The sequence below is a fragment of the Aeromonas sp. Prich7-2 genome (genome assembly GCF_017939255.1).
GTDB lineage: Bacteria > Pseudomonadota > Gammaproteobacteria > Enterobacterales > Aeromonadaceae > Aeromonas > Aeromonas caviae.
Genome location: NZ_JAGKRI010000003.1, coordinates 34,830 through 54,228 on the forward strand (window position 1 = coordinate 34,830; position 19,399 = coordinate 54,228).

Here is a 19,399-nt window from a genome sequence, read left to right on the forward strand (position 1 = left end):
TGCAAATGAAGAGGCCACCCCGGGGGTGGCCTCCTTGCTTGGGGCGGGTCAGAAGTTGTAAAGCAGCCCGGTACTGAAGCGAAGCGCCTCGGCATCGTAGAAGTCGATGTCGGAGTCGGCACTGGAGTAGGCAGCGGTGAAGGTGGCGGCAAGGGGTTTGATGCCGAACAGGTTGTGCCAGAAGAAGGTGCCATTGAGGGCGAACTCGCTGGCATCGGCGCGCTGGCCGAACAGGGGATTCGCCTCGTCGTACTTGCGCTTGCCGGCGTAGAGGCTGCTCACGATGGACCACTGGGAGGCGCGCTTGGCATAGGTCAGCTGCAGACCGGTGTTCTTGAAGCTCTCCGCACTCCCGTCCAGGCGGGCCTCCTTGTAGAGGAAGGCGGGCTCCAGCAGCTGGTTGCCGCCGAAGTGGTACTGGTAGGAGACAGCCAGGTCGTGGACCTTGCCGTTGCGGCTCAGCATGGAGGCGTAGTGGGTGCCGTGGGTCAGGTCATATTGCTGGCCACTGCGCTCCTCGTCGAGCTCCACTTCCCGGCTGGTCAGGGTGGCGTAGACGTTGCTGCCCCAGATCCTGTCCCAGGCAAAGCGCACCCCTTTCGAGGTGAGATCGGTGGCGCTGCGGTCCACGCCGGTGGCGAAGGGATCGCTCCACACTTCCACCGGCATGAGGTTGAACACCAGGGAGGTGGCGACGATACCCTTGTCACCCATCTCCTGGCGCAGACCGAGTTGCTGGGTAAAGTCGAAGCGCACCGCGTCCTGGATGAGGTTGCCGAGGAAGACCTGGGTGCGGGTATCGGCGAAGGTGTAGCGGATATCGGCATTGAGCAGCGGGCTCAGACCGCTTTCGCGGCCGGGGGAGCCCAGATCATCGATACGGCTGTTGCTGTCGTCACCGGCATAGAAGTTGGACTTGTGGCTGCCGGCATTGACTCCGCCCAGCAGAAAACCGGACCAGCCGGTCTGGCGGGGGATCTCCCCCAGATCGGCGTGGGCGGTGGTGGCGACCAGCAGGCCAAGGCTCAACAGAACATGATTTCGCATCGGGTATGCTCCTGACATAACGAATGAGAAGGGTGACAGTGTGCCCCGGTATTCCGGTGGAACCGGTGCTGACTGAGGCATGGCAGGCATGCTACCCCAGCCGGAGTGTGACGTTAATCAATAATTGAATACGCGACGGACAAGAGTTCATGGCGCCGTACTGGTATCCTGTTTGCGCAAGAAAAGGGGAGAAAACAACGAGATGAAGCAGATCAAATCCTGGGCGCAATATTACGTCGACCTGATGACCAAGCTGGGACTGGTGCGCTTCAGCATGTTCCTGGCCACCGCCATCATAGTGCTGGCCGTGTCGATCCAGATGGGGGTGACCCTGTTTTTGCGCGGCACCGTGGACATCGTCGACCTGGTGCGCTCTGTCTTCTTCGGCCTGCTGGTGACCCCCTGGGCCGTCTATTTTCTCTCCATCGTGGTGGATCAGCTGGAGGACTCCCGCCAACGGCTGACCCGGATGGTGCGCAAGTTGCAAGACATGCGCGAGCGGGATCTCGAGCTCAACAGCCAGTTACAGGAGAACATCAGCCGCCTCAATGCCCAGATCGCCGAGACCAACCGGGCCGAGACCCTGCGCCAGCAAGCCATCGAGGATCTGGAGAACGAGGTGTTCCAGCGGGAGAAGGCCCAGCTGCATCTGGGGGAGCGTACCGCCCTCTTGCGCTCCTTCATCGACTGCTCCCCCGATCTGGTCTATTACCGCAACGAGGACGAGCAGTTCTCCGGTTGCAACCGCGCCATGGAGGAGCTCACCGGCAAGGTGGAAGCGGAACTCATCGGCCTGACCCCGTTCGATGTCTACAAGCACGACATCGCCAGCAAGGTGGTGGAGACCGACAAGCAGGTCTTCGCCCAGAACGAGCCGCTCACCTATGAGCAGTGGCTGGAGTATCCTGATGGCCGCAAGGCCTACTTCGAGCTGCGCAAGGTGCCCTTCTTCGACCGCTTCGGCAAGCGGCTCGGCCTGCTCGGCTTTGGTCGCGACATCACCGAGCGCAAGCAGTACCAGGACAAGCTGGAGAAGGCGAGTCGGGACAAGACCACCTTCATCTCCACCATCAGCCACGAGCTGCGCACCCCGCTCAATGGCATCGTGGGCCTGAGCCGGATGCTGATGGATACGCCCCTCGATGCCAGACAGCAGCAACAGCTCAAGACCATCCACCTGAGCGCGGTGACGCTCGGCAACATCTTCAACGACATCATCGATCTGGACAAGCTCGACCGTCGTCGGCTGGAGATTGCGCCGGCTCCGCTGGATTTGCCCGCCTTCCTCGACGAGCTGGAGACGCTGTCGCGCATCCAGGCGGAGCAGAAGGGGCTCTACCTGCACTTCGACCGGGACGGCGACATGCCCCAGTTCGTGATGGCGGACGGCACCCGGCTGCGCCAGGTGCTGTGGAACCTGGTGGGCAATGCGGTCAAGTTCACCGATGAAGGGGGCGTCACCATACGCTGTCTCGCCCACGCCGCTGATGAACCGGGCAAGCTGGCGCTGCACTTCGAGGTGGAAGACACCGGGGTGGGGATTCCCCGCGCCCAGCAGGAGAAGATCTTCGCCATGTACTATCAGGTGCAGGGCAAGAAGCACGCCACCGGCACCGGCATCGGTCTTGCGGTCTCCCGCCAGCTGGTGCAGGCCATGGGCGGTCAACTCTATGTGGACAGCGACCCGGGCGAAGGCGCCTGCTTCACCGCCGAGCTGGAGGTGGACTGCGTCGAGCCCAGGGCCGCAGCCCCGGAGCCAGAGATGCCCTCCCTCGACATCCTGCTGGTGGAGGATGTGGAGCTCAACGTGACCGTGGCCTGCGCTCTGCTGAACAAGCTCGGCCATCAGGTCAAGGTGGCGCGGGATGGTGCAGAGGCGCTGGCCATGGCCAACCCGGATGATTTCGACTTGATCCTGCTCGACATCCAGCTGCCGGACATGACGGGGTTCGATGTGGCGGAGCAACTGCTCGCGCGCTACGGCGACAGCCTGCCCCCCATGGTGGCGCTCACCGCCAATGCCACCGGCGATCGCCAGTACTACCGGGATCACGGCATGCAGGATGTGATCAACAAGCCGCTGGGCTCCAAGGCGGTGCGGGAGGTGATAGGCCACCTGTTTGCGGATCTCGCCGGGGACGAGGCGGACGAGCAGGACGATGTCCACCATCAGGATGCCCTGCTGGATCTGCCCTTCCTCACCGATTACGCCAGCACGGTCGGCAAGCCGGTGCTGCTCTCCAGCGTCGAGCTGTTCGAGAAGATGATGCCGGATTACATGGCGGTGCTCGACTCCAACATGATTGCCAGGGATCAGGCCGGTGTGGTGGAGGAGGCCCACAAGATCAAGGGGGCGGCGGGCTCCATCGGCCTGCGCCGGTTGCAGCAGACGGCCCAGCTTATCCAGAGCCCGGATCACCCCGCCTGGTGGGAGAACGTGGAAGACTGGATTGAAACCCTGCGCCGGGAATACCCGGGTGACATCGCCCGCCTGCGGCGCTGGCTGCTCTCGTAGACACGACGCCTCAGGCAAGGAGCCACGACATGTATGACCGTTTGATCCCCCCCGAGCGCATTCACCCCTGGGGAGACGAAGACCTGCTGGAGGCGACGGAGCAGGACCGCACCCGCATCGTGCAGGCGGCGCCGGTGCGTCGGTTGCAGCAGAAGACCCAGGTCTTCCCGCTCGATGTGAAAGCCTCGGTGCGCAGCCGTCTCACCCATTCGCTGGAGGTGCAGGAGACCGGTCGCCAGATCAGTCGCCGTATCCTGGCGGCGCTGCCGGCCGGAGTGGTGTGCGAGGGGGCCTTCATCAATCTGGTGGAGATGTCCTGCCTGTTGCACGATGTCGGCAACCCGCCGTTTGGCCATTTCGGTGAGCAGGTGATGAGTCAGTGGCTTGCCCAGGAGCTGGACGGCCTCTTCGCCCGTGCCCACGACCAGTTGCCGAGCGCCCAGTGGGCAACCCTTCGCCAGGATCTGCTGGTGTTTGACGGCAATGCCCAGAGCCTGCGACTGGTGCACAGCCTGCACGAGCTGAACCTCACCCTGGGGCAGCTGGCGGCGCTGTGCAAATACCCGCAGCAGCCCCTGCCGGGCCTGCACCATCCCCAGGGCTATGGTCAGCACCACGGCTGGACCAGCAAGCGCGGCATCTTCTTCAGCGAACAACCCCTCTATCGTGCCCTCGGCCAGAGCCTGGGGCTGGCCGAGGGGTGCCGTCATCCGCTGGTCTACATCATGGAGGCGGCGGACGACATCTCTTACTGCATCGCCGATCTCGAGGATGCGGTGGACAGGCACATCCTCACCCAGAGCGAACTGCTGGCAGCCCTGCGCGAGGCGGACGAGGGCGGTTACATGGCCGACCTGCTCGATGAGGCGCTTGCCTCCGGTCGGGGGTTCTTCCCCCATTTTCGCCAGCATCTGACCCGGGATCTGGTGGCGCTGGCCGCCCATACCTATGTGGCCGAGCACGATCAGATCCTGAGCGGGGCCTATCCCCAGGCGCTGCTGCACGGCCAGGCTCCGGCAGCCCGGGTACTCGATACCCTCAAGCGGGTGGCTCGCGAGCTGGTGTTCATGCGCCCGGAGGTGGAGGCGCTGGAGCTGGAAGGCTATGCCGCCCTGCGCGGGGTGCTCTCCACCTACGCCTGCCTGCTGGCCCTGCCCGCCAGCCAGTTCGAGCGGCTGCTCGCAGGCAACGGCGGGAGCGAGCTCTTCTTCGCCCGGCGGCTGTTCCACCGCCTCTCTGCCCGACACCTCAAGGCGTACCGGCTGGCGGTGGCGAGCCGGGATCCCCGTTTCGAAAAGGAGAGCGAGCAGGAGTGGTACTACCGGGTGCGGCTGCTGCTCGATTATGTGAGCGGCATGACGGATACCTATGCGCTGGAGGAGTTCCGGCTGTTGTCAGGGATTTGACTGAACCTCTTTTTGGCCGCATTCCACCCATATGGGTGGGAGAGATATTGCGTAAAATTCGGTGTTTTTTTACACTGCGGCAACTTGTTCAACTTTCACACGGTAAGGAGACGACCATGCAACATTCCATGTTCAACGTTGCGTTCGATCGCTGCTCTGGCAGCGCGAAGACTCGTGCTCTTTATTTGCCGCGTGGAGGGGACAGGTAACACCTGCTTTTTTCATCACCCGCGGTTGTCCCGCAGGGTGATCACCTCTCTCCGGGGGAACCGCACGTTCAACTGGAGAATATTATGTCTATCGAACTCGCCCTGCTGCGCCACGTAGAGACCCTGGTTCAAAAAAGGATCACCCGGCTGGAGCGTCGCGTCAGCTACCTGCATCTTTCACCTGCCCTGCTCAAAGACATCGGGCTGGAAGGCAAGGAAGTGCAGATCGCCCACATCCGTGAGCGGGAGTTTCAAACCGGTTTCCGGCTCGGGAACCGAATAACCTGAGGGGAGGGGGCCCGGCCCCCGACCTGGTGGATGGCAGGCCTGGGCCTGCCATTTTTCTTTCCTGATGAGCATTGTCTCAATTTAGTTGTCGCACATTGCGCCAAACACTCTATGATCCCCCTCCGTTTCGTATGGGAGTTGATAATGTTCCGCCGCTGCTGTCGTCTCATCCTGCTATGTGGTCTGGCTTTCTGGAGCCTGATGGTTGCGGCTGCGCCGGCGCAACTGGACCAGAGCAACTTCACCCTGGACGAACTGCACTGGCTTGCCACCCATGATGAACTGGTCGTCGGCATGCCTTCGGCGGCCTGGCCACCCTATGTCTATACCGATGGGCGCGGCAATTTCACCGGCCCACTGGATGAGTTCGCCTCCCAGATTGCAGCCAGGCTGGGGATGAGCCTTCGCTACCGTGCCTATGCCAACAATGCGGCGGTCCAGCAGGCCTTGCTGGATGGCAGGGTCGACATGTTGATCGGGGTGGCACCGAGCCCGACCCGCACCCTGCAGATGCAATTTACCTCCGAGCTGATGGCACTGCCCCGGGCCGTGCTGTTGACGGGGGGGCGGGAGAGCCTCTCCCTGGAGGAGGCCTATGGGGTGCGCTGGGTCTGCGTCTTCGGTGTCAGCGCCTGCGATGAGCTGCTGCGCCTGGGGATCTCGAACCTGATCACGGCCGACAGCCGGGACGAGGCGATCTTCATGCTCAAGGAGGGCAAGGCGGATGCCTATCTGGCCGAGCTGCCCATGCTGAACAGGCTGCAAGCCATGGCGGGCATGGCGCTGGCCAGGATCGACTGGATGAGGGATACCTCCCTCGCCATGGCCGTGGCACCCAGGAATGATGTCTTGCAGGGATTGCTGGAGCGGGCCCTCGAGGACATCTCTCCCTTGGAGCGTCGCGCCATTCTGGAGGCGGGGGACATCCTCGACTATGCCCTGGTGAAAAGGAGCAGGGAGATCGTCTTCAATCCGCAGGAGCAGGCGTGGTTGCAAGCACATCCGGTCATCCGCTACGGGGTTGCCCCGGATTGGCCCGGGATGAGCGAGGTGGACGACAGGGGGCGGCTCAAGGGGCTCATTGCCGATCTGCTGACACTGATGAGCCAGCGTGCCGGGCTTCAGTTCACCCTGGTGCCGACCCGGAGCTGGGCCCAGAGCATGGCGCTCTTCCAGGATCGCAAGCTGGATCTCATCCCGGCCATGACTCCCACCGCGGAGCGTCAGCAGTTTGCCCGCTTTACCCCCAACTACGCGTCGATCAACCGGGTGGTCGTGGCGAGGCAGGGGATGGCCGAGCTCACCGCCGCCAGGGCACTGAAAGGGCACAGGGTGGGCATGGTAGGGGGCTCGGTGGAGCAGGTCTTGCTGAACGAGGTGGGGGCCATCGCCGTGCCGGTGGCCAGCGATGCCGAATTGCTGCCCCTGCTGGACCAGCAGAAGGTCGACTATGTGCTGATGAGCACCACCACCCTGGAGCAGTCGCTGCAAAAGGGATTCAGCGACCGCTACCAGGTGGTCTTCTCCGGCAGCGACCTGCGGGTACCCATCGCCATGGCGACCCAGTTGCAGGATCCCATGCTGCAGCAGATCCTCACCAAGGTGCTGATCGCCATTCCCCCCGACGAGCTCTCCGCCCTGGAGAAAAAGTGGCTCTCCCTGACCATACAGACGGGACTGGATCCGAAGACGGTGCTGCTCTGGTCCTCCCTCGGCGGCGGCATTTTCCTGCTCTGCCTCTTGCTGTTCATGGGCTGGAACCGGACGTTGCGCCGCCAGATCAGCCAGCGGCGGGAGGCCGAGCGGCGGCTCGAGGAGCAGCTGGTGTTTGTCCAGATGATGCTGGATGCCCTGCCCAACCAGGTGGTGCTGACCAACGAGCGCTATGAAGTGGCAATGACGAACCGGGCGTACCGGCAGATGTTCCTCGGCGGGGAGAACCTGACGGGCTCCTATGAGCGGTTGCTCCAGGATCGATTGCCCGAGTCGATCCGCGCCAGGGTGATGGAGGAGGATGCCAGCGTCTGGGAGAGCGGAGAGGAGCTTCATGGCCGGGGCGAGATCCGGTTTGATGACGATCGCCTGCACCAGATGATCTACACCAAGCGGCTCTTTGCGGGGCCCGATGACAAGCGGCTCGGGATCCTGACCGTGCTGACCGACGTGACCGAGCTGGAGCAGGCGCGGTTTGCGGCCCAGGAGGCGCAGACCCGGCTGACCCAGATCACCGACAGCATGCCGGGTCTGGTCTATCAGTATCACTGGCTTGGGCTGGGCAAGGGGCACTTCCTCTACACCTCGCAAGGGGTCAGGGAGATGGTGGGGGTCGAAGAGGACCTGGTCGGCATGGCGGTCACCGGTGCCTCCATCCTGGGGCTGACAGGCAAGGCGCACGAGGACTTCGTGGCCACGGTGGATCGTCATGCCCTGAGCATGCAGCCGCTGGATCTCGAGGTGGAGATCCGGCGTCAGGGGGAGGCGGGCTATTTGCAGATCCGTGGTCATTTCGTTCACCAGGAGGGGCTTGAAGGGGTCATATTGAACGGCGTGGTGCAGGACATCACCAAGCTCAAGCGCCAGGAGCTGGAGCTGCGCCAGGCCAGGCGGGTGGCGGAGGAGGCGACCCAGGCGCGCAGCCGCTTCCTCGCCACCATGAGTCATGAGCTTCGCACTCCCATCTCCGGCATGCACGGCATGCTGGAGCTGCTGCAAATGAGCGCGCTGGACGACGATCAGCGCTACATGTTGCGCAATATCTCGACCTCCACCAACCATCTGCTCTATCTGGTGAACGACATCCTGGACTTCTCCAAGATGGAAGCCGGGCAGTTGCAACTGCACCCCCATCACTGCCGCCTGACCTCGGTGATTTGCGATGTCATCCGGGGACATGCGGCCCTGGCCTATGGCAAGGGGCTCAACGTGACGCTGCAGTGGGGGAAGACGGTGCCGGATCTGGCCTGCATTGACGGGATAAGGGTGGGGCAGGTGATCTCCAATCTGTTGAACAACGCGGTGAAGTTCACCGAGGCAGGGGCGATCGCCATCCAGGTGGATTATGAAGACGACCGGCTGGCCTTCCGGGTCCGGGATACCGGGATCGGCATCGCCCTGGAGCAGCAACGCACCCTCTTCATCCCGTTCAAGCAGGTGGAGTCCGACACCAACCGCCGGTTTGGCGGCACCGGGCTTGGGCTTGCCATCTGTCATCAACTCACCCAGAAAATGGGGGGGAGCCTGACCCTGGAGAGTACCCCCGGAATGGGCACCTGCGTGACTTTCACGCTGCCCCTGGCCGAGTGCCAGTGGGAAGCGCCGCCCCTGACCGGTCAGGTATGGTGGTGGTTTGGGGAGGATGAGGGGCTGGAATCGGTGATGGCCAGGCTGGGCGCCAGACTGGTACGCATGGAGGCACACCATTGGCAGCAGCCCCTCGAGGGGCATCTGCTGGCGCAGGAGAATCACCTGGAGCAGGCCCTTGGCAGTGACTGGCTGGCCTGTTTGCAGCGTTCGAACCTCAAGGGCATAGTACTCTCTCCCCATGAGGCCCTGCGGGGGCGAATGGGGGGCGACGCCTGGTGGCGACTGGGACAATCGCCCCTCTACCCCGATCTGTTGCTGGAAACCTGCCAGTCACTGTTCAACCAGCAGGCGAGCCAGTCGATGGGGATGGAGGGGGAGAAGCTCAGGGGGCGGGTGCTGGTGGCGGATGATCACCCCGTCAACCGGGCATTGCTGACGAGGCAGCTCGCTATCCTGGGGCTCGAGTCCGAGGTGGTGGAAGATAGCGAGGAGGCGCTGCGCGCCTGGCAGGGGCAGGACTTCGCCCTGCTGCTGACCGACTGCCACATGCCGGTGATGGATGGCTATGCCCTCACGCGAGCCTTGCGGGATGCCGGGGACAGTGCTCCCATTATCGGGGTGACGGCCGATACCTCTGAGGAGGCGAGCCAGCAGATGCGTGATGCCGGCATGAACGACATGCTGTTCAAGCCCTACAGCCTGGATGCCCTGAGCCAGACCCTGGGACGCTGGTTGCCGACTCAGGAAGAACAGCTCGCCTCGGAGGCGCCCCGGCAAGCCAGGGTTCAACTGCCAGGCATAAGCTGGTTGACCCTGTTCGGGGATGAGGCGGTGGCACGCAGCATGGCCAGCGAATACCTGGAAGCCAACGAGCAGGATGGCGAGGACATGAGGCTGGCGCTGGCCAGCCAGGATACCCAGGCGCTGGTGGAGACGGCACATCGCATCAAGGGGGCCGCGCGCATGGTAGGACAGCAGGCTTTGGCAGAGGAGGCGGCCCGGCTGGAGGCGGCGGCCAGATTGAAACAACTGGACAAGCTCGATGACCTGGCCAGGGCGGTACAGGCATTGATGGACTCTATCAGAGGTGAAACGGGGTTATGGCTCGATGAATAGCGCACAGCATGAGTTGGCGATCATGGTGGTGGAGGATCACAACTTCCAGCGCAAGGCCCTGATGCACCAGATCCGCGGACTGGGCTACGGCAACCTGCTGGAGGCGCAGGACGGGGAGGAGGCGCTGGCACAGTGCCAGCACCACAGGGTCGACATCCTGTTCTGCGATCTGCGCATGCCAGGCATGGATGGCATGGCGCTGCTGCGCCGCCTCTCCCTTGGCGGGTTTCGCGGCGGCATTGTGCTGTGCAGCGCCTTGGAGGATGACGTGGTCGATGCCGTGCTGCGCATGAGCCGGGCCTATGGCCTGCAGGTGCTGGGGCGCATCGAGAAACCCGCGTCTCCCCAGCAGATCGCGCAGCTCATCGGTGCCTGGCGGCCCCAGCAGGTGCGCAGCCAGGAAGAGGATGGTTATCACCTGACCCTGGATGAGCTGCGCCGGGCGCTGGATCAGGACCAGTTGCTGCCCTGGTATCAACCCAAGGTGGGTTTTCACAACGGGGAGTGGCTCGGCATGGAGGCGCTTGCCCGCTGGCAGCACCCCGAATATGGCCTCATCTCGCCGGCCCGTTTCATCCCGCTGGCGGAGCACAACGGGCTCATCGACCCGCTCACCGAGGTGATCATCGGCAAGGCGCTGCGGGACGGCCACCTGTGGGAGAAGACCGGGCTCTCCCTGAACCTGTCGATGAACCTCTCCACCACCTCCCTCATCGAGGGGGATCTGTGCAACACCCTGCTCAGCCACTGCCAGCGCTGGAGCATCAACCCCGAGCTCATCACCCTCGAAGTAACCGAGAGCGCTTTCGTCAAGGATCTCGGCAAGTCGCTGGAGGTGCTGACCCGCTTGCGGATGCACGGTTTTGGTCTCTCCATCGATGATTTCGGGACCGGCTACTCCTCCATGCAGCAGCTCGCCCTGCTCCCCTTTACCGAGTTGAAACTGGACAGATCCTTCGTGGATCGCTGCTATGAAGATCCCTCTCGCCTAGCCATCATCGAGTCCAGCATCGAGCTGGCTCGCAAGTTGGGCTTGAAATCGGTGGCCGAGGGGGTCGAAGATGAGGCGACCTGGCAATTGCTGGCGAAGCTGGGGTGCGATCAATGCCAGGGCTTCTTCTCCGCCCGTCCCATGCCCCGTGAGGAGCTGCTGGGATGGCATCAGGGTTGGCAGGCTCGTTTGCCCGCGCTCATCAGACGCTAATCCCGGGCAGGATGCCCGACGAATTCCAAGGATGGCCATGAAAATATCAAGCAAGTTGTTGTTGAGCTTCTGTTTTATCAACCTGCTCATCATTCTCTCCTCCGCCCTTGTCTATCATCAGCTCGGCCGGATCGAAGGCTCGCAAGATGCCTTGCTGGCCCAGGCCCTGCCCGCACTGCAGCGGGACGAGGCGAGCCAGAAAGCCCTGATTGCCACCGTCTCATCCCTGCGGGCCTATCTCATCCTCGGCAAGGATCCGGCACAGGGTGATCGTATCAAGCAGGAGTGGGAAGAGGCCTGGCACGCCATCGAACGCCAGCGTTTCACTCCCGACCTGGCCCAGGCACTCAAGGATTTCAAGGGGGCACAGTCGCAGGTGTGGGCCCTGGCTCACACCGAAGAGAACCTGCCCGCCCACACCCTGATGCTGCTGGAGGCCGGCCCCCTGGCGGAATCGGCCCTCGATCAGTTGCAGTCTTTTGCCAATGAAGAGGTGGCGACGCCCCAGGCGACGTTGCCCGGTGACAGGCGCCTGCTGCTCAAGCAGGTGGGGGATGCCTACAACAGCCTGGGCAATGCACTCTCCGCCCTGCGGGATTTCCTCATCTCGGGAGAGAAGGAGTACCTGGATAAGTACCGGGACTACTACCAGTTCCACCAGCAGCGGGTGGCCGAGCTGAAACAGCAGGAGGCCAACTTCACCGAGGCACAAAAGGGGCTCTGGACGCTCTTTGAAGAGATGTCAGCCCCCTTTGCCGAGCTGGTCGGCCAGGTGATCGAGAAGCGCCAGGCCCCGGACTGGGACAGGGCCAACCACCTGATGGCCACCGAGATAGAGCCCGCCCTGACCCGGCTGGCGGATCAGCTGGCGACCCAGGTGACCCATACCCGTGCCGAGGTGGACAAGATGGCGGGGGAGATGGCGGCCGCCAGTCAGACCATTCACCGCACCCTGCTGCTCGCCACCACCAGCGTCATCCTGCTGGGCACCCTGGTGGCCCTGCTGTTCAGCCGGCGCCTGACCCGGGACATCGCCAGCCTGGTGAAACGGGCGGGCCTGGTGGCCGATGGCCGCCTCCCCGTCACCCCCTTGCCCGTGCTTCGTCAGGATGAGCTGGGAGGGCTCACGGGCTCCATCAACCGGATGTCGGCACAGTTGCGCGAGCTGGTGGGGGAGATCCAGGGGGCGGTCGGTCAGGTGGAAGGGGCTGGCCGCGAGGTGGGCCAGACCACCAATGCCATCGTGGATGATCTGGCGAGCCAGAATCAGCGGCTCGATGCGGTGGCAGCGGCCATCGAGCAGATGTCGGTCAGTACCCGGGATGTGGCGGGCAACATTGCGGACGCGGCGGGAGCGGCTCGCCAGACCGAGCAACAGGCAAGGGAGGGGGAGCAGGCCCTCGCCCGCATGGGGACCACCATGGCGCAGATTGGTGCCATGATTGCCCAGGCAAACCAGGCGATGACGCAGCTCAGCAGCCAGAGCGAGCAGGTGGGGAGGGTCACCGAAGTGATCGCCACCATCGCCGAGCAGACCAATCTGCTGGCACTCAATGCGGCCATCGAGGCGGCGCGGGCCGGTGAGCAGGGACGGGGATTTGCCGTGGTGGCCGATGAAGTCAGGCAGTTGGCCAGCCGCACCAGCGCATCGACCATGGAGATCAACCAGACCATTGCCAGCATCCAGCAGCAGACCCGGGAGACCGCGGATACCGTGGGCAGCGGCACCCTGCTGGTGGAGCAGGGGCGCGGCGCCGTGGCCTCGGTGACCGAGACCCTGGAGTCGATGGCGACGCTGGTGCAGGATCTCAGCGGCCAGCTTGCCGCCATCGCCACCGCCACCGAGCAGCAGTCAAGGGCGGCGCAGGAGGTAGCGGGCACGGTGGAGGAGATTGCCGGGCTCAGCCATCAGTCCAGCGAGCATGGCCAGCAGGGGGAGCAGATCGCCGCCCGCCTGACCCGGGAGACGGGGAGACTGACATCGGCCATCAGCCGCTTCGAACTGGATGCCTGACGCAAGGGAGAGAAAAACGGGGCAGACCTCTGGGTCTGCCCCGTTTTTTTCGGCCCGAAAACCTGGTGGTGGAAGGATGCACGCCGCAGGTGCGGTCCTGACCGTTCGGAAGCTGGGGGATGGTGTCTTGTGTACTGCCCTGTGTCTCTTTCTGCCGACAGGACGGTTTACTCCAGGCGGCGGAAGGCCTGGTTTTCGAAGCTGCTGCAGGTCTCCTGGTTGAGCAGGTTGACCAGCAGGATGGCCCGCTTTTCGCCATCCGGCTCCAGATAGATGGCTTCAAACCCGGCGAGGGGGCCGGATTCGATAAGTACCTTGTCTCCCTGGGTCGGCAGACGGGCATAGCTGGCGCGCGCCTCGTCGCTGTCGTCCCGGCTCATGAGCCGGTAGATCAGCTGGCTGCTGACGGGGGTCCACTCCTTGCCGAAGTGGATGATGCGACTGATGCCCCGGGTCGATTTCAGGGTGACCGGGGTGACCTCTTCCAGATCCACGTAGATGAAGAGGTAGTTGGGGAACATGGGCTCGCGCTGGGGCACGCGCTTGCCTCGCCGCAGTTTTTCAATCTCGACCATGGGGTAATAGGATTCAACGCCCTGGGCTGCCAGATGGGCGCGGGCGCGGGCCTCTTCCTTGGGTTTGCAGTAGGCCAGATACCATTTCTTCATTGTTGTTCTGTTTTTCGTGTTGCCGTGCTTGTGGCTATGATAACGGGGGTAAAAAAAAAGGCCACGCTTGACGTGGCCTTTTTTCCAGAGTGAGTGATTACCAACCTTTCACCAGACCGCCCTTGAACAGCTCGGTCCCCTTCTTGAAGACCTCGTCGGTCTGGAAGGACTGAACGAACTCCTTGACCTTCTCGTCGTCCTTGTTGTTCTCGCGAGCAACGATCAGGTTGACGTAGGGGGACTCCTTGTCTTCGACAAACAGGCCGTTCTCGGTCGGGGTCAGACCAATCTGACCGGCGAAGGTGTTGTTGATGATGGCCAGATCCACGTCTTCCAGGGAGCGCGGCAGTTGTGCGGCTTCCAGCTCGACGATCTTGAAGTTGCGCGGGTTGCTGGCGATGTCCAGTACGGTCGCTTCCAGACCGGCACCCTCTTTAAGCGTCAGCAGGCCCTGCTTCTCCAGCAGGATCAGGGAACGACCCAGGTTGGTCGGATCGTTCGGCACCGCGATCTGGGCACCGTCTTTCAGCTCGGACAGGGCCTTGACCTTCTTGGAGTAACCGGCGATCGGGTAGACGAAGGTGTTGCCGACCGGCACCAGCTTGAAGCCGCGATCACGGATCTGGGCATCCAGGTAGGGCTTGTGCTGGAAGGCGTTGACGTCGACGCTGCCGTCGTTCAGGGCCACGTTCGGGGTGACGTAGTCGGAGAAGGTGACCACTTCGACGGTCAGGCCGTATTTTTCCTTGGCCACCTTGGCCGCGGTCTCAACCAGCTCGGTCTCGGGACCGGCGATGGCGCCCACCTTCAGGGTCTTGTTCTCTTCCTTCTGGCCGCAGCCGACCAGTACCAGGGTTGCCAGCAGCGCAGCTGCTGCGGATTTGATGCCCAATTTCATAAAAACCTCCTGTCAGAAATCGACGATTAACGATGATCACATTGTTTGACCAGGCGCTCACCCGCGCTCTGGATGAGTTGAACCAGCACCACCAGAATGACCACGGTGACCAGCATGACGGTGGGATCGAAACGCTGGTAGCCGTAGCGAATACCCACATCACCGAGACCACCGCCTCCGATGGCACCTGCCATGGCGGAGTAGTTCACCAGGGTGACGAGGGTGATGATGACGCTGTTGAGGATCCCCGGCAGGGCCTCGGGCAGCAGCACCTTGGCGATGATTTGCAGGGGCTTGGCCCCCATGGCCTTGGCCGCTTCCAGCAGGCCGTCAGGCACCTCCATCAGAGCCCCTTCCACCAGGCGGGCGATGAAGGGAATGCAGCCCACGGTCAGCGGCACGATGGCGGCGATGGTGCCGATGCTGGTGCCGACGATGAAGCGGGTCAACGGAATGATGGCGACCAGCAGAATGATGAAGGGCACCGAGCGACCGACGTTGACGATGACGCCCAGGACCTTGTTGAGCAGCGGATTGGCCAGGATCTGGCCCGCCTTGGTCACGTGCAGCGCCACGCCGAGCGGCAGGCCGAGCAGGCAGCCGAACAGGGCGGAGGCAAACACCATGATGAGGGTGTCGCCCAGAGCCGAAATCAGCAGATTAATCATTGCTTCGGACATAACCCATTACCTCCAGCTGAATGTGGTTGTCGATGAGGAACTGCTGGGTGGCCTCGCACTGGGCCTCGTCCCCGAACAGTTCCGCCAGCAGGAAGCCGAACTTGACGCCACCGGCGTATTCGATGTCTGCGCTCAGGATGCTGATGTCGATGTTGAAACGGCGGCTCGCCTCGGAAATCAGCGGCGAATCCACCGTGGTACCGGTAAAGCCGAGCTTCACCAGGGGATAGCTGCCGGGCACCCGGTCGCTACTCATCCGATCCTGATACTCCTGAGGCACTTCCAGGTGGATGGTGGAGTGGATGAAATCCCGTGCCAGCTGGGTCTTGGCATTGCTGAAGAACCAGGCCACTTCCCCCTGCTCGATGAGACGGCCGTCGCTGATGATGGCCACTTCGTCGCAGATCCCCTTCACCACGTCCATTTCGTGGGTGATGAGCAGTATGGTGAGCCCCAGCTTGGCGTTGATCTCCTTGAGCAGGGTCAGGATCGAGCGGGTGGTCTGCGGGTCGAGGGCCGAGGTGGCCTCGTCACACAGCAGGACCTTGGGAGCCGGTGCCAGGGCGCGGGCGATGGCGACGCGCTGCTTCTGCCCGCCGGAGAGCTCGGACGGATAGGCGTGGGCACGGGCTTCCAGCCCGACCAGGGCCAGCAGTTCGCTGACCCGGCTCTGGATCTTGTCCTTGTTCCAGCCCGCCAGTTCCAGCGGGAAGGCGATGTTGGCGGAGACGGTGCGAGAGGCCAGCAGGTTGAAGTGCTGGAAGATCATGCCGATCTGGCGGCGAGCCTGAGTCAGATCCCGCTCGCTGAGGGCGACCAGGTCCTGGCCATCGACGATGACCTGCCCCTCGGTGGGGCGCTCCAGCAGGTTGACGCAGCGGATGAGGGTACTCTTGCCGGCACCGGAGGCACCGATCACCCCGAAGATCTTGCCTTGGGGCACATGCAGGCTCACGTCACGCAGGGCGTGCACGGCATCACTGCCTTTACCGTAGACTTTGTTGAGACCGATCAACTTAATCATGGATTCTTCCGTGCTAACAGCCTTAAAGCACAGGGCGCTACAGGCGGGTAAATTGGGCAGAGGTTTCACTGGGTAGCTCTGTCATCATGGAGGATGATGCTAAGATGTCCGGATGGCTGTGTCAACGCATGTTTTTACGTCTAGACGTCTAAAAAATGGATAAGGATTCCCGCCATTTGACTATGGTGTGGAGGTATCACCACCAGCATCAATATTAGATTCCGATTTGATGACTCTAGTCCGAATATAAGCTGGTAAATATCTTTTATGTCGTCGATTTGATGCCTCCCCTTCGGACAAGGTGCCCGGTTGTCCGGGCAGTCTCGCTGCCGGTTTCCCCTTCCTCCTGCCGTCTCTTTTCCTGCTTTCTTTTCCATCTCCTTGATGCAGAACAATAAATGACCAGTTTGTGGCCGTGTCGACATGCCAGCTCCCTATACTGGCTGCAGGTGGATGCCAGGAGGGGGGCGAGATGCGATTCCAACAGATCAAGGACCTGATGCTCTATCTCGAGGAGCTTCATCATCGGCAAGGGCACATTTACGGGCGCCAGATCCCCCGGGTGGATGCTGAGCGCAGCAGAATGTTGCTGGCCTATCTGCAAGGGCGGGAGGATGCCGCGGCGGCTCATCTGCACGATTATCGCGAGCAGATGGGCAGCGCGGTGAAGGAGACCTGGCTGGATCAGGGGTTTGGCGAGGATCTGCTGGCCGAGGGGGATCGTCTGGCGCTGCCCGCCACAACCCAGCCCGCGGAGATAGTGGCCCTGGTGTCACGCCAGGAGGAGAGGCTCATCGGCGAGCTGGAACGTCTGGCCCGGGAGTGCCCCACGCCCGACACGGCGGCGCTGCTGAAAGCCCTGGCCTCCATGGCCCAATCCCGCCTGACCCGTCTGGTACACGGTGCTCATCGCCTCGACGATCTCTGAGCCCGGATGAGAGAGACCCGGCACGGGCCGGGTCTTCTGATGTTGCTGGCGGTCAGCCCCCTTGCCGGGCCGCGCCATAGAGGGCGGCGCCTATGATGCCGGCCTGGTTGAGGTTCGCGGCCGCCACCAGGGGAGCCCGGGTCTCAATCTTGTCGATGAACTTGTCGAGCTTGGCGGCGCTGCCGCCCCCCAGGATGAAGAGGTCGGGGGAGAACAGAAACTCCAGGCGAGCCAGGTATTTGTTGAAACGTTTGCCCCAGCGGCCCCAGGAAAGATCCTCGCGCTTGCGCACCGCATCGGAGCAATAGTGTTCGGCCACCATGCCTTCCAGCATCAGGTGACCCAGTTCGGTATTGGGCAGCAACTGGCCATTGACGAAGACGGCGGTACCGATGCCGGTGCCGACGGTGATGAGAATGATGACCCCCTGGCGATCCTGCCCGGTGCCAAAGCGCATCTCCGCCAGACCGGCCGCATCGGCGTCGTTCAGGACATGGCAGGGCAGGCCGGTCACATCGGCAAACAGGTGGGCGGCATCGGTCTCAATCCAGCTCTTGTCGATGTTGGAGGCATTCTTGGCGATGCCGTTGTGGATGGTGGCGGGAAAACCGCACCCCACGGGCCCCTTCCATTGGAAGTGCTCGACCAGCGCCTTGAGGGTGTGTGCCACGGCGGCCGGGGTTGCCGGTTGCGGTGTGGCGATGCGGTGGCGTTCGCCAATCAGCTCCCCGGTTTCGGTGTCGACCAGGCAGCCCTTGATCCCGGACCCCCCAATATCTACTCCCAGCATCTGCATCAGAATCTTCCTTTTATTGTGCCGATGTTCAATGGTCGGCAGAGCATGAAAAAATGGCTGCGATCCGGCAAGGGCCAGATCACTTATGCGTGATCCGGCAGACCTTTTTCGATGCAGCGGATCAGCAATCGCGTCTTTTTATTCTCTTCCTGCTGACGCCTGGCCAGGGTCGCCAGCGCCCACTCGATATGCTCGGCCACCATGGGCGCCGCTTCAGGCAGCGCCTGTTGCAGGGCGTCCAGGACCTCGCTGCTGGCTGGTCCGTTGCCAAGGGCCACCGCCAGGTTGCGGCGCCAGCGCTGATAGCCGATGCGGCGGATGGGGCTGCCTTCCGTGTGCTTGAGAAATTCGGCCTCGCTCCAGCGCCACAGCACCAGCAGGGGAGGGCGATGCAGGTCGGGACGGGGGCTGAAATCGGGTTCGGGGCTGGCATCGGCATAGCGGTTCCAGGGGCAGATGAGCTGGCAGTCGTCACAGCCATAGATGCGATTGCCCATGAGCGGCCTGAACTCCTCGGGAATGGGGCCGTCATTCTCAATGGTGAGATAGGAGATGCAGCGCCGTCCGTCTACCACATAGGGGGCGATGATGGCACCGGTGGGGCAGATGTTGATGCAGGCCACGCACTTGCCACACAGCTCCTTCTCCACCGGGGCATCCACGGGCAGCGGCAGGGCGATGAGCAATTCCCCCAGAAAGAAGAAGGAACCGGCAGACTCGTTGAGCAGCAGCGAGTGCTTGCCCACCCAGCCAAGGCCGGCCTTGGCCGCCAGCGGCCTTTCCAGAATAGGGGCCGAGTCGACGAAGGGGCGCCACTCGCCCAGGGTTTGTCCCGCCGCCCGCAACAGGGTTTCGCACCGCAGCTCGATGCGCTCCCCCAACTGCTTGAGCCGGTTGCGCAGCACCTTGTGATAGTCGCGGCCGAGGGCATAGCGGCTGATGTAGCCGAGGGTGGGATCGCGCAGGGTGGCGGCAAAGCCCGCCTCGAACGGGAGGTAGTTCATCCGTACCGAGATGACCCGCAAGGTGCCCGGCAACAGCTCGTGGGGGCGGGCCCTCATCATGCCGTGGCGCGCCATGTAGTCCATGGTCCCGTGATAACCGGCATCCAGCCAGGCCTGCAACCTCGGCTCTTCCAGGGTGAGATCGGTGTCGGCGATGCCGACCTGGTCAAATCCTAGCTCCCTTGCCCAGAGCTTGATATCGTGGGCCAGTTGCGCAAGTTCGGCAGCCGTCATGCAGCATCCCCCCTCTGCCTGCAGGAGTGTGGCAGGCGCAGGGCGGCAATATGGCGTGCCAGTTG

At 62.9% G+C, this 19,399-nt stretch carries 14 protein-coding genes; 7 read left to right on the plus strand and 7 right to left on the minus strand.

The features are described 5' to 3' along the window. Positions 1 to 48 precede the first annotated feature (48 nt). Positions 49 to 1,047, minus strand: coding sequence for a DUF2860 family protein (locus J9892_RS00375; RefSeq protein ID WP_103261498.1), 999 nt, complete (start codon positions 1,045 to 1,047; stop codon positions 49 to 51). Between the two features lie 202 nt (positions 1,048 to 1,249). Between J9892_RS00375 and arcB the strand changes: the two genes are divergently transcribed. The 6 genes from arcB (at position 1,250) to J9892_RS00405 (ending at position 13,102) form a co-directional block, all read left to right on the plus strand. After that, positions 1,250 to 3,562 (plus strand): aerobic respiration two-component sensor histidine kinase ArcB, encoded by a 2,313-nt coding sequence (gene arcB, locus J9892_RS00380; protein WP_069784566.1) that lies wholly within the window; start codon positions 1,250 to 1,252, stop codon positions 3,560 to 3,562. A gap of 29 nt (positions 3,563 to 3,591) precedes the next feature. Then, positions 3,592 to 4,968: a dGTPase gene (gene dgt, locus J9892_RS00385; protein ID WP_210537827.1), complete on the plus strand. Its 1,377-nt coding sequence runs from the start codon at positions 3,592 to 3,594 to the stop codon at positions 4,966 to 4,968. 293 nt (positions 4,969 to 5,261) lie between these two features. After that, on the plus strand, positions 5,262 to 5,465 hold the full coding sequence (locus J9892_RS00390) for a hypothetical protein (protein WP_041211124.1): 204 nt from the start codon (positions 5,262 to 5,264) through the stop codon (positions 5,463 to 5,465). A 144-nt stretch (positions 5,466 to 5,609) separates the two neighbouring features. After that, positions 5,610 to 9,884: a transporter substrate-binding domain-containing protein gene (locus J9892_RS00395; RefSeq protein WP_210537829.1), complete on the plus strand. Its 4,275-nt coding sequence runs from the start codon at positions 5,610 to 5,612 to the stop codon at positions 9,882 to 9,884. Next, complete coding sequence (locus tag J9892_RS00400) at positions 9,877 to 11,088, plus strand: EAL domain-containing response regulator (RefSeq protein ID WP_200164561.1); 1,212 nt, start codon at positions 9,877 to 9,879, stop codon at positions 11,086 to 11,088. Before J9892_RS00395 ends, J9892_RS00400 begins: the two co-directional genes overlap by 8 nt. 37 nt (positions 11,089 to 11,125) lie before the next feature. Then, the gene (locus J9892_RS00405; RefSeq protein WP_200164560.1) at positions 11,126 to 13,102 is read left to right on the plus strand and encodes a methyl-accepting chemotaxis protein; all 1,977 of its coding nucleotides are present in this window, start codon (positions 11,126 to 11,128) and stop codon (positions 13,100 to 13,102) included. 167 nt (positions 13,103 to 13,269) lie between these two features. Here J9892_RS00405 and rfaH read toward each other — a convergent pair whose 3' ends face one another. The 4 genes from rfaH to metN form a co-directional block, all read right to left on the minus strand. Next, positions 13,270 to 13,770, minus strand: a complete 501-nt coding sequence (gene rfaH, locus J9892_RS00410) for a transcription/translation regulatory transformer protein RfaH (protein ID WP_010673182.1) — start codon at positions 13,768 to 13,770, stop codon at positions 13,270 to 13,272. Positions 13,771 to 13,867: 97 nt separating this feature from the next. Continuing rightward, on the minus strand, positions 13,868 to 14,668 hold the full coding sequence (gene metQ, locus J9892_RS00415) for a methionine ABC transporter substrate-binding lipoprotein MetQ (protein WP_041211129.1): 801 nt from the start codon (positions 14,666 to 14,668) through the stop codon (positions 13,868 to 13,870). 26 nt (positions 14,669 to 14,694) lie between these two features. Then, complete coding sequence (locus J9892_RS00420; protein ID WP_029313844.1) at positions 14,695 to 15,348, minus strand: methionine ABC transporter permease; 654 nt, start codon at positions 15,346 to 15,348, stop codon at positions 14,695 to 14,697. After that, complete coding sequence (gene metN, locus J9892_RS00425; RefSeq protein WP_043152552.1) at positions 15,329 to 16,372, minus strand: methionine ABC transporter ATP-binding protein MetN; 1,044 nt, start codon at positions 16,370 to 16,372, stop codon at positions 15,329 to 15,331. Before metN ends, J9892_RS00420 begins: the two co-directional genes overlap by 20 nt. Positions 16,373 to 16,844: 472 nt before the next feature. On the opposite strand from metN, the gene J9892_RS00430 reads away from it, so the two are divergent. Then, the gene (locus J9892_RS00430; protein WP_010673186.1) at positions 16,845 to 17,300 is read left to right on the plus strand and encodes a hypothetical protein; all 456 of its coding nucleotides are present in this window, start codon (positions 16,845 to 16,847) and stop codon (positions 17,298 to 17,300) included. 52 nt (positions 17,301 to 17,352) lie between these two features. Here J9892_RS00430 and ppgK read toward each other — a convergent pair whose 3' ends face one another. Next, positions 17,353 to 18,096 (minus strand): polyphosphate--glucose phosphotransferase, encoded by a 744-nt coding sequence (gene ppgK / locus J9892_RS00435; RefSeq protein ID WP_010673187.1) that lies wholly within the window; start codon positions 18,094 to 18,096, stop codon positions 17,353 to 17,355. Positions 18,097 to 18,179: 83 nt separating this feature from the next. Beyond that, entirely contained in the window at positions 18,180 to 19,334 is a 1,155-nt protein-coding gene (gene queG, locus J9892_RS00440) for a tRNA epoxyqueuosine(34) reductase QueG (protein WP_043152555.1), read from the minus strand. Between the last annotated feature and the right edge of the window lie 65 nt (positions 19,335 to 19,399).

Coding starts and splice junctions, on each gene's coding strand:
- J9892_RS00375 (WP_103261498.1), bottom strand. CDS start 1,047: ATGCGAAATCATGTTCTGTTGAGCCTTGGCCTGCTGGTCGCCACCACC.
- arcB (WP_069784566.1), top strand. CDS start 1,250: ATGAAGCAGATCAAATCCTGGGCGCAATATTACGTCGACCTGATGACC.
- dgt (WP_210537827.1), top strand. CDS start 3,592: ATGTATGACCGTTTGATCCCCCCCGAGCGCATTCACCCCTGGGGAGAC.
- J9892_RS00390 (WP_041211124.1), top strand. CDS start 5,262: ATGTCTATCGAACTCGCCCTGCTGCGCCACGTAGAGACCCTGGTTCAA.
- J9892_RS00395 (WP_210537829.1), top strand. CDS start 5,610: ATGTTCCGCCGCTGCTGTCGTCTCATCCTGCTATGTGGTCTGGCTTTC.
- J9892_RS00400 (WP_200164561.1), top strand. CDS start 9,877: ATGAATAGCGCACAGCATGAGTTGGCGATCATGGTGGTGGAGGATCAC.
- J9892_RS00405 (WP_200164560.1), top strand. CDS start 11,126: ATGAAAATATCAAGCAAGTTGTTGTTGAGCTTCTGTTTTATCAACCTG.
- rfaH (WP_010673182.1), bottom strand. CDS start 13,770: ATGAAGAAATGGTATCTGGCCTACTGCAAACCCAAGGAAGAGGCCCGC.
- metQ (WP_041211129.1), bottom strand. CDS start 14,668: ATGAAATTGGGCATCAAATCCGCAGCAGCTGCGCTGCTGGCAACCCTG.
- J9892_RS00420 (WP_029313844.1), bottom strand. CDS start 15,348: ATGTCCGAAGCAATGATTAATCTGCTGATTTCGGCTCTGGGCGACACC.
- metN (WP_043152552.1), bottom strand. CDS start 16,372: ATGATTAAGTTGATCGGTCTCAACAAAGTCTACGGTAAAGGCAGTGAT.
- J9892_RS00430 (WP_010673186.1), top strand. CDS start 16,845: ATGCGATTCCAACAGATCAAGGACCTGATGCTCTATCTCGAGGAGCTT.
- ppgK (WP_010673187.1), bottom strand. CDS start 18,096: ATGCAGATGCTGGGAGTAGATATTGGGGGGTCCGGGATCAAGGGCTGC.
- queG (WP_043152555.1), bottom strand. CDS start 19,334: ATGACGGCTGCCGAACTTGCGCAACTGGCCCACGATATCAAGCTCTGG.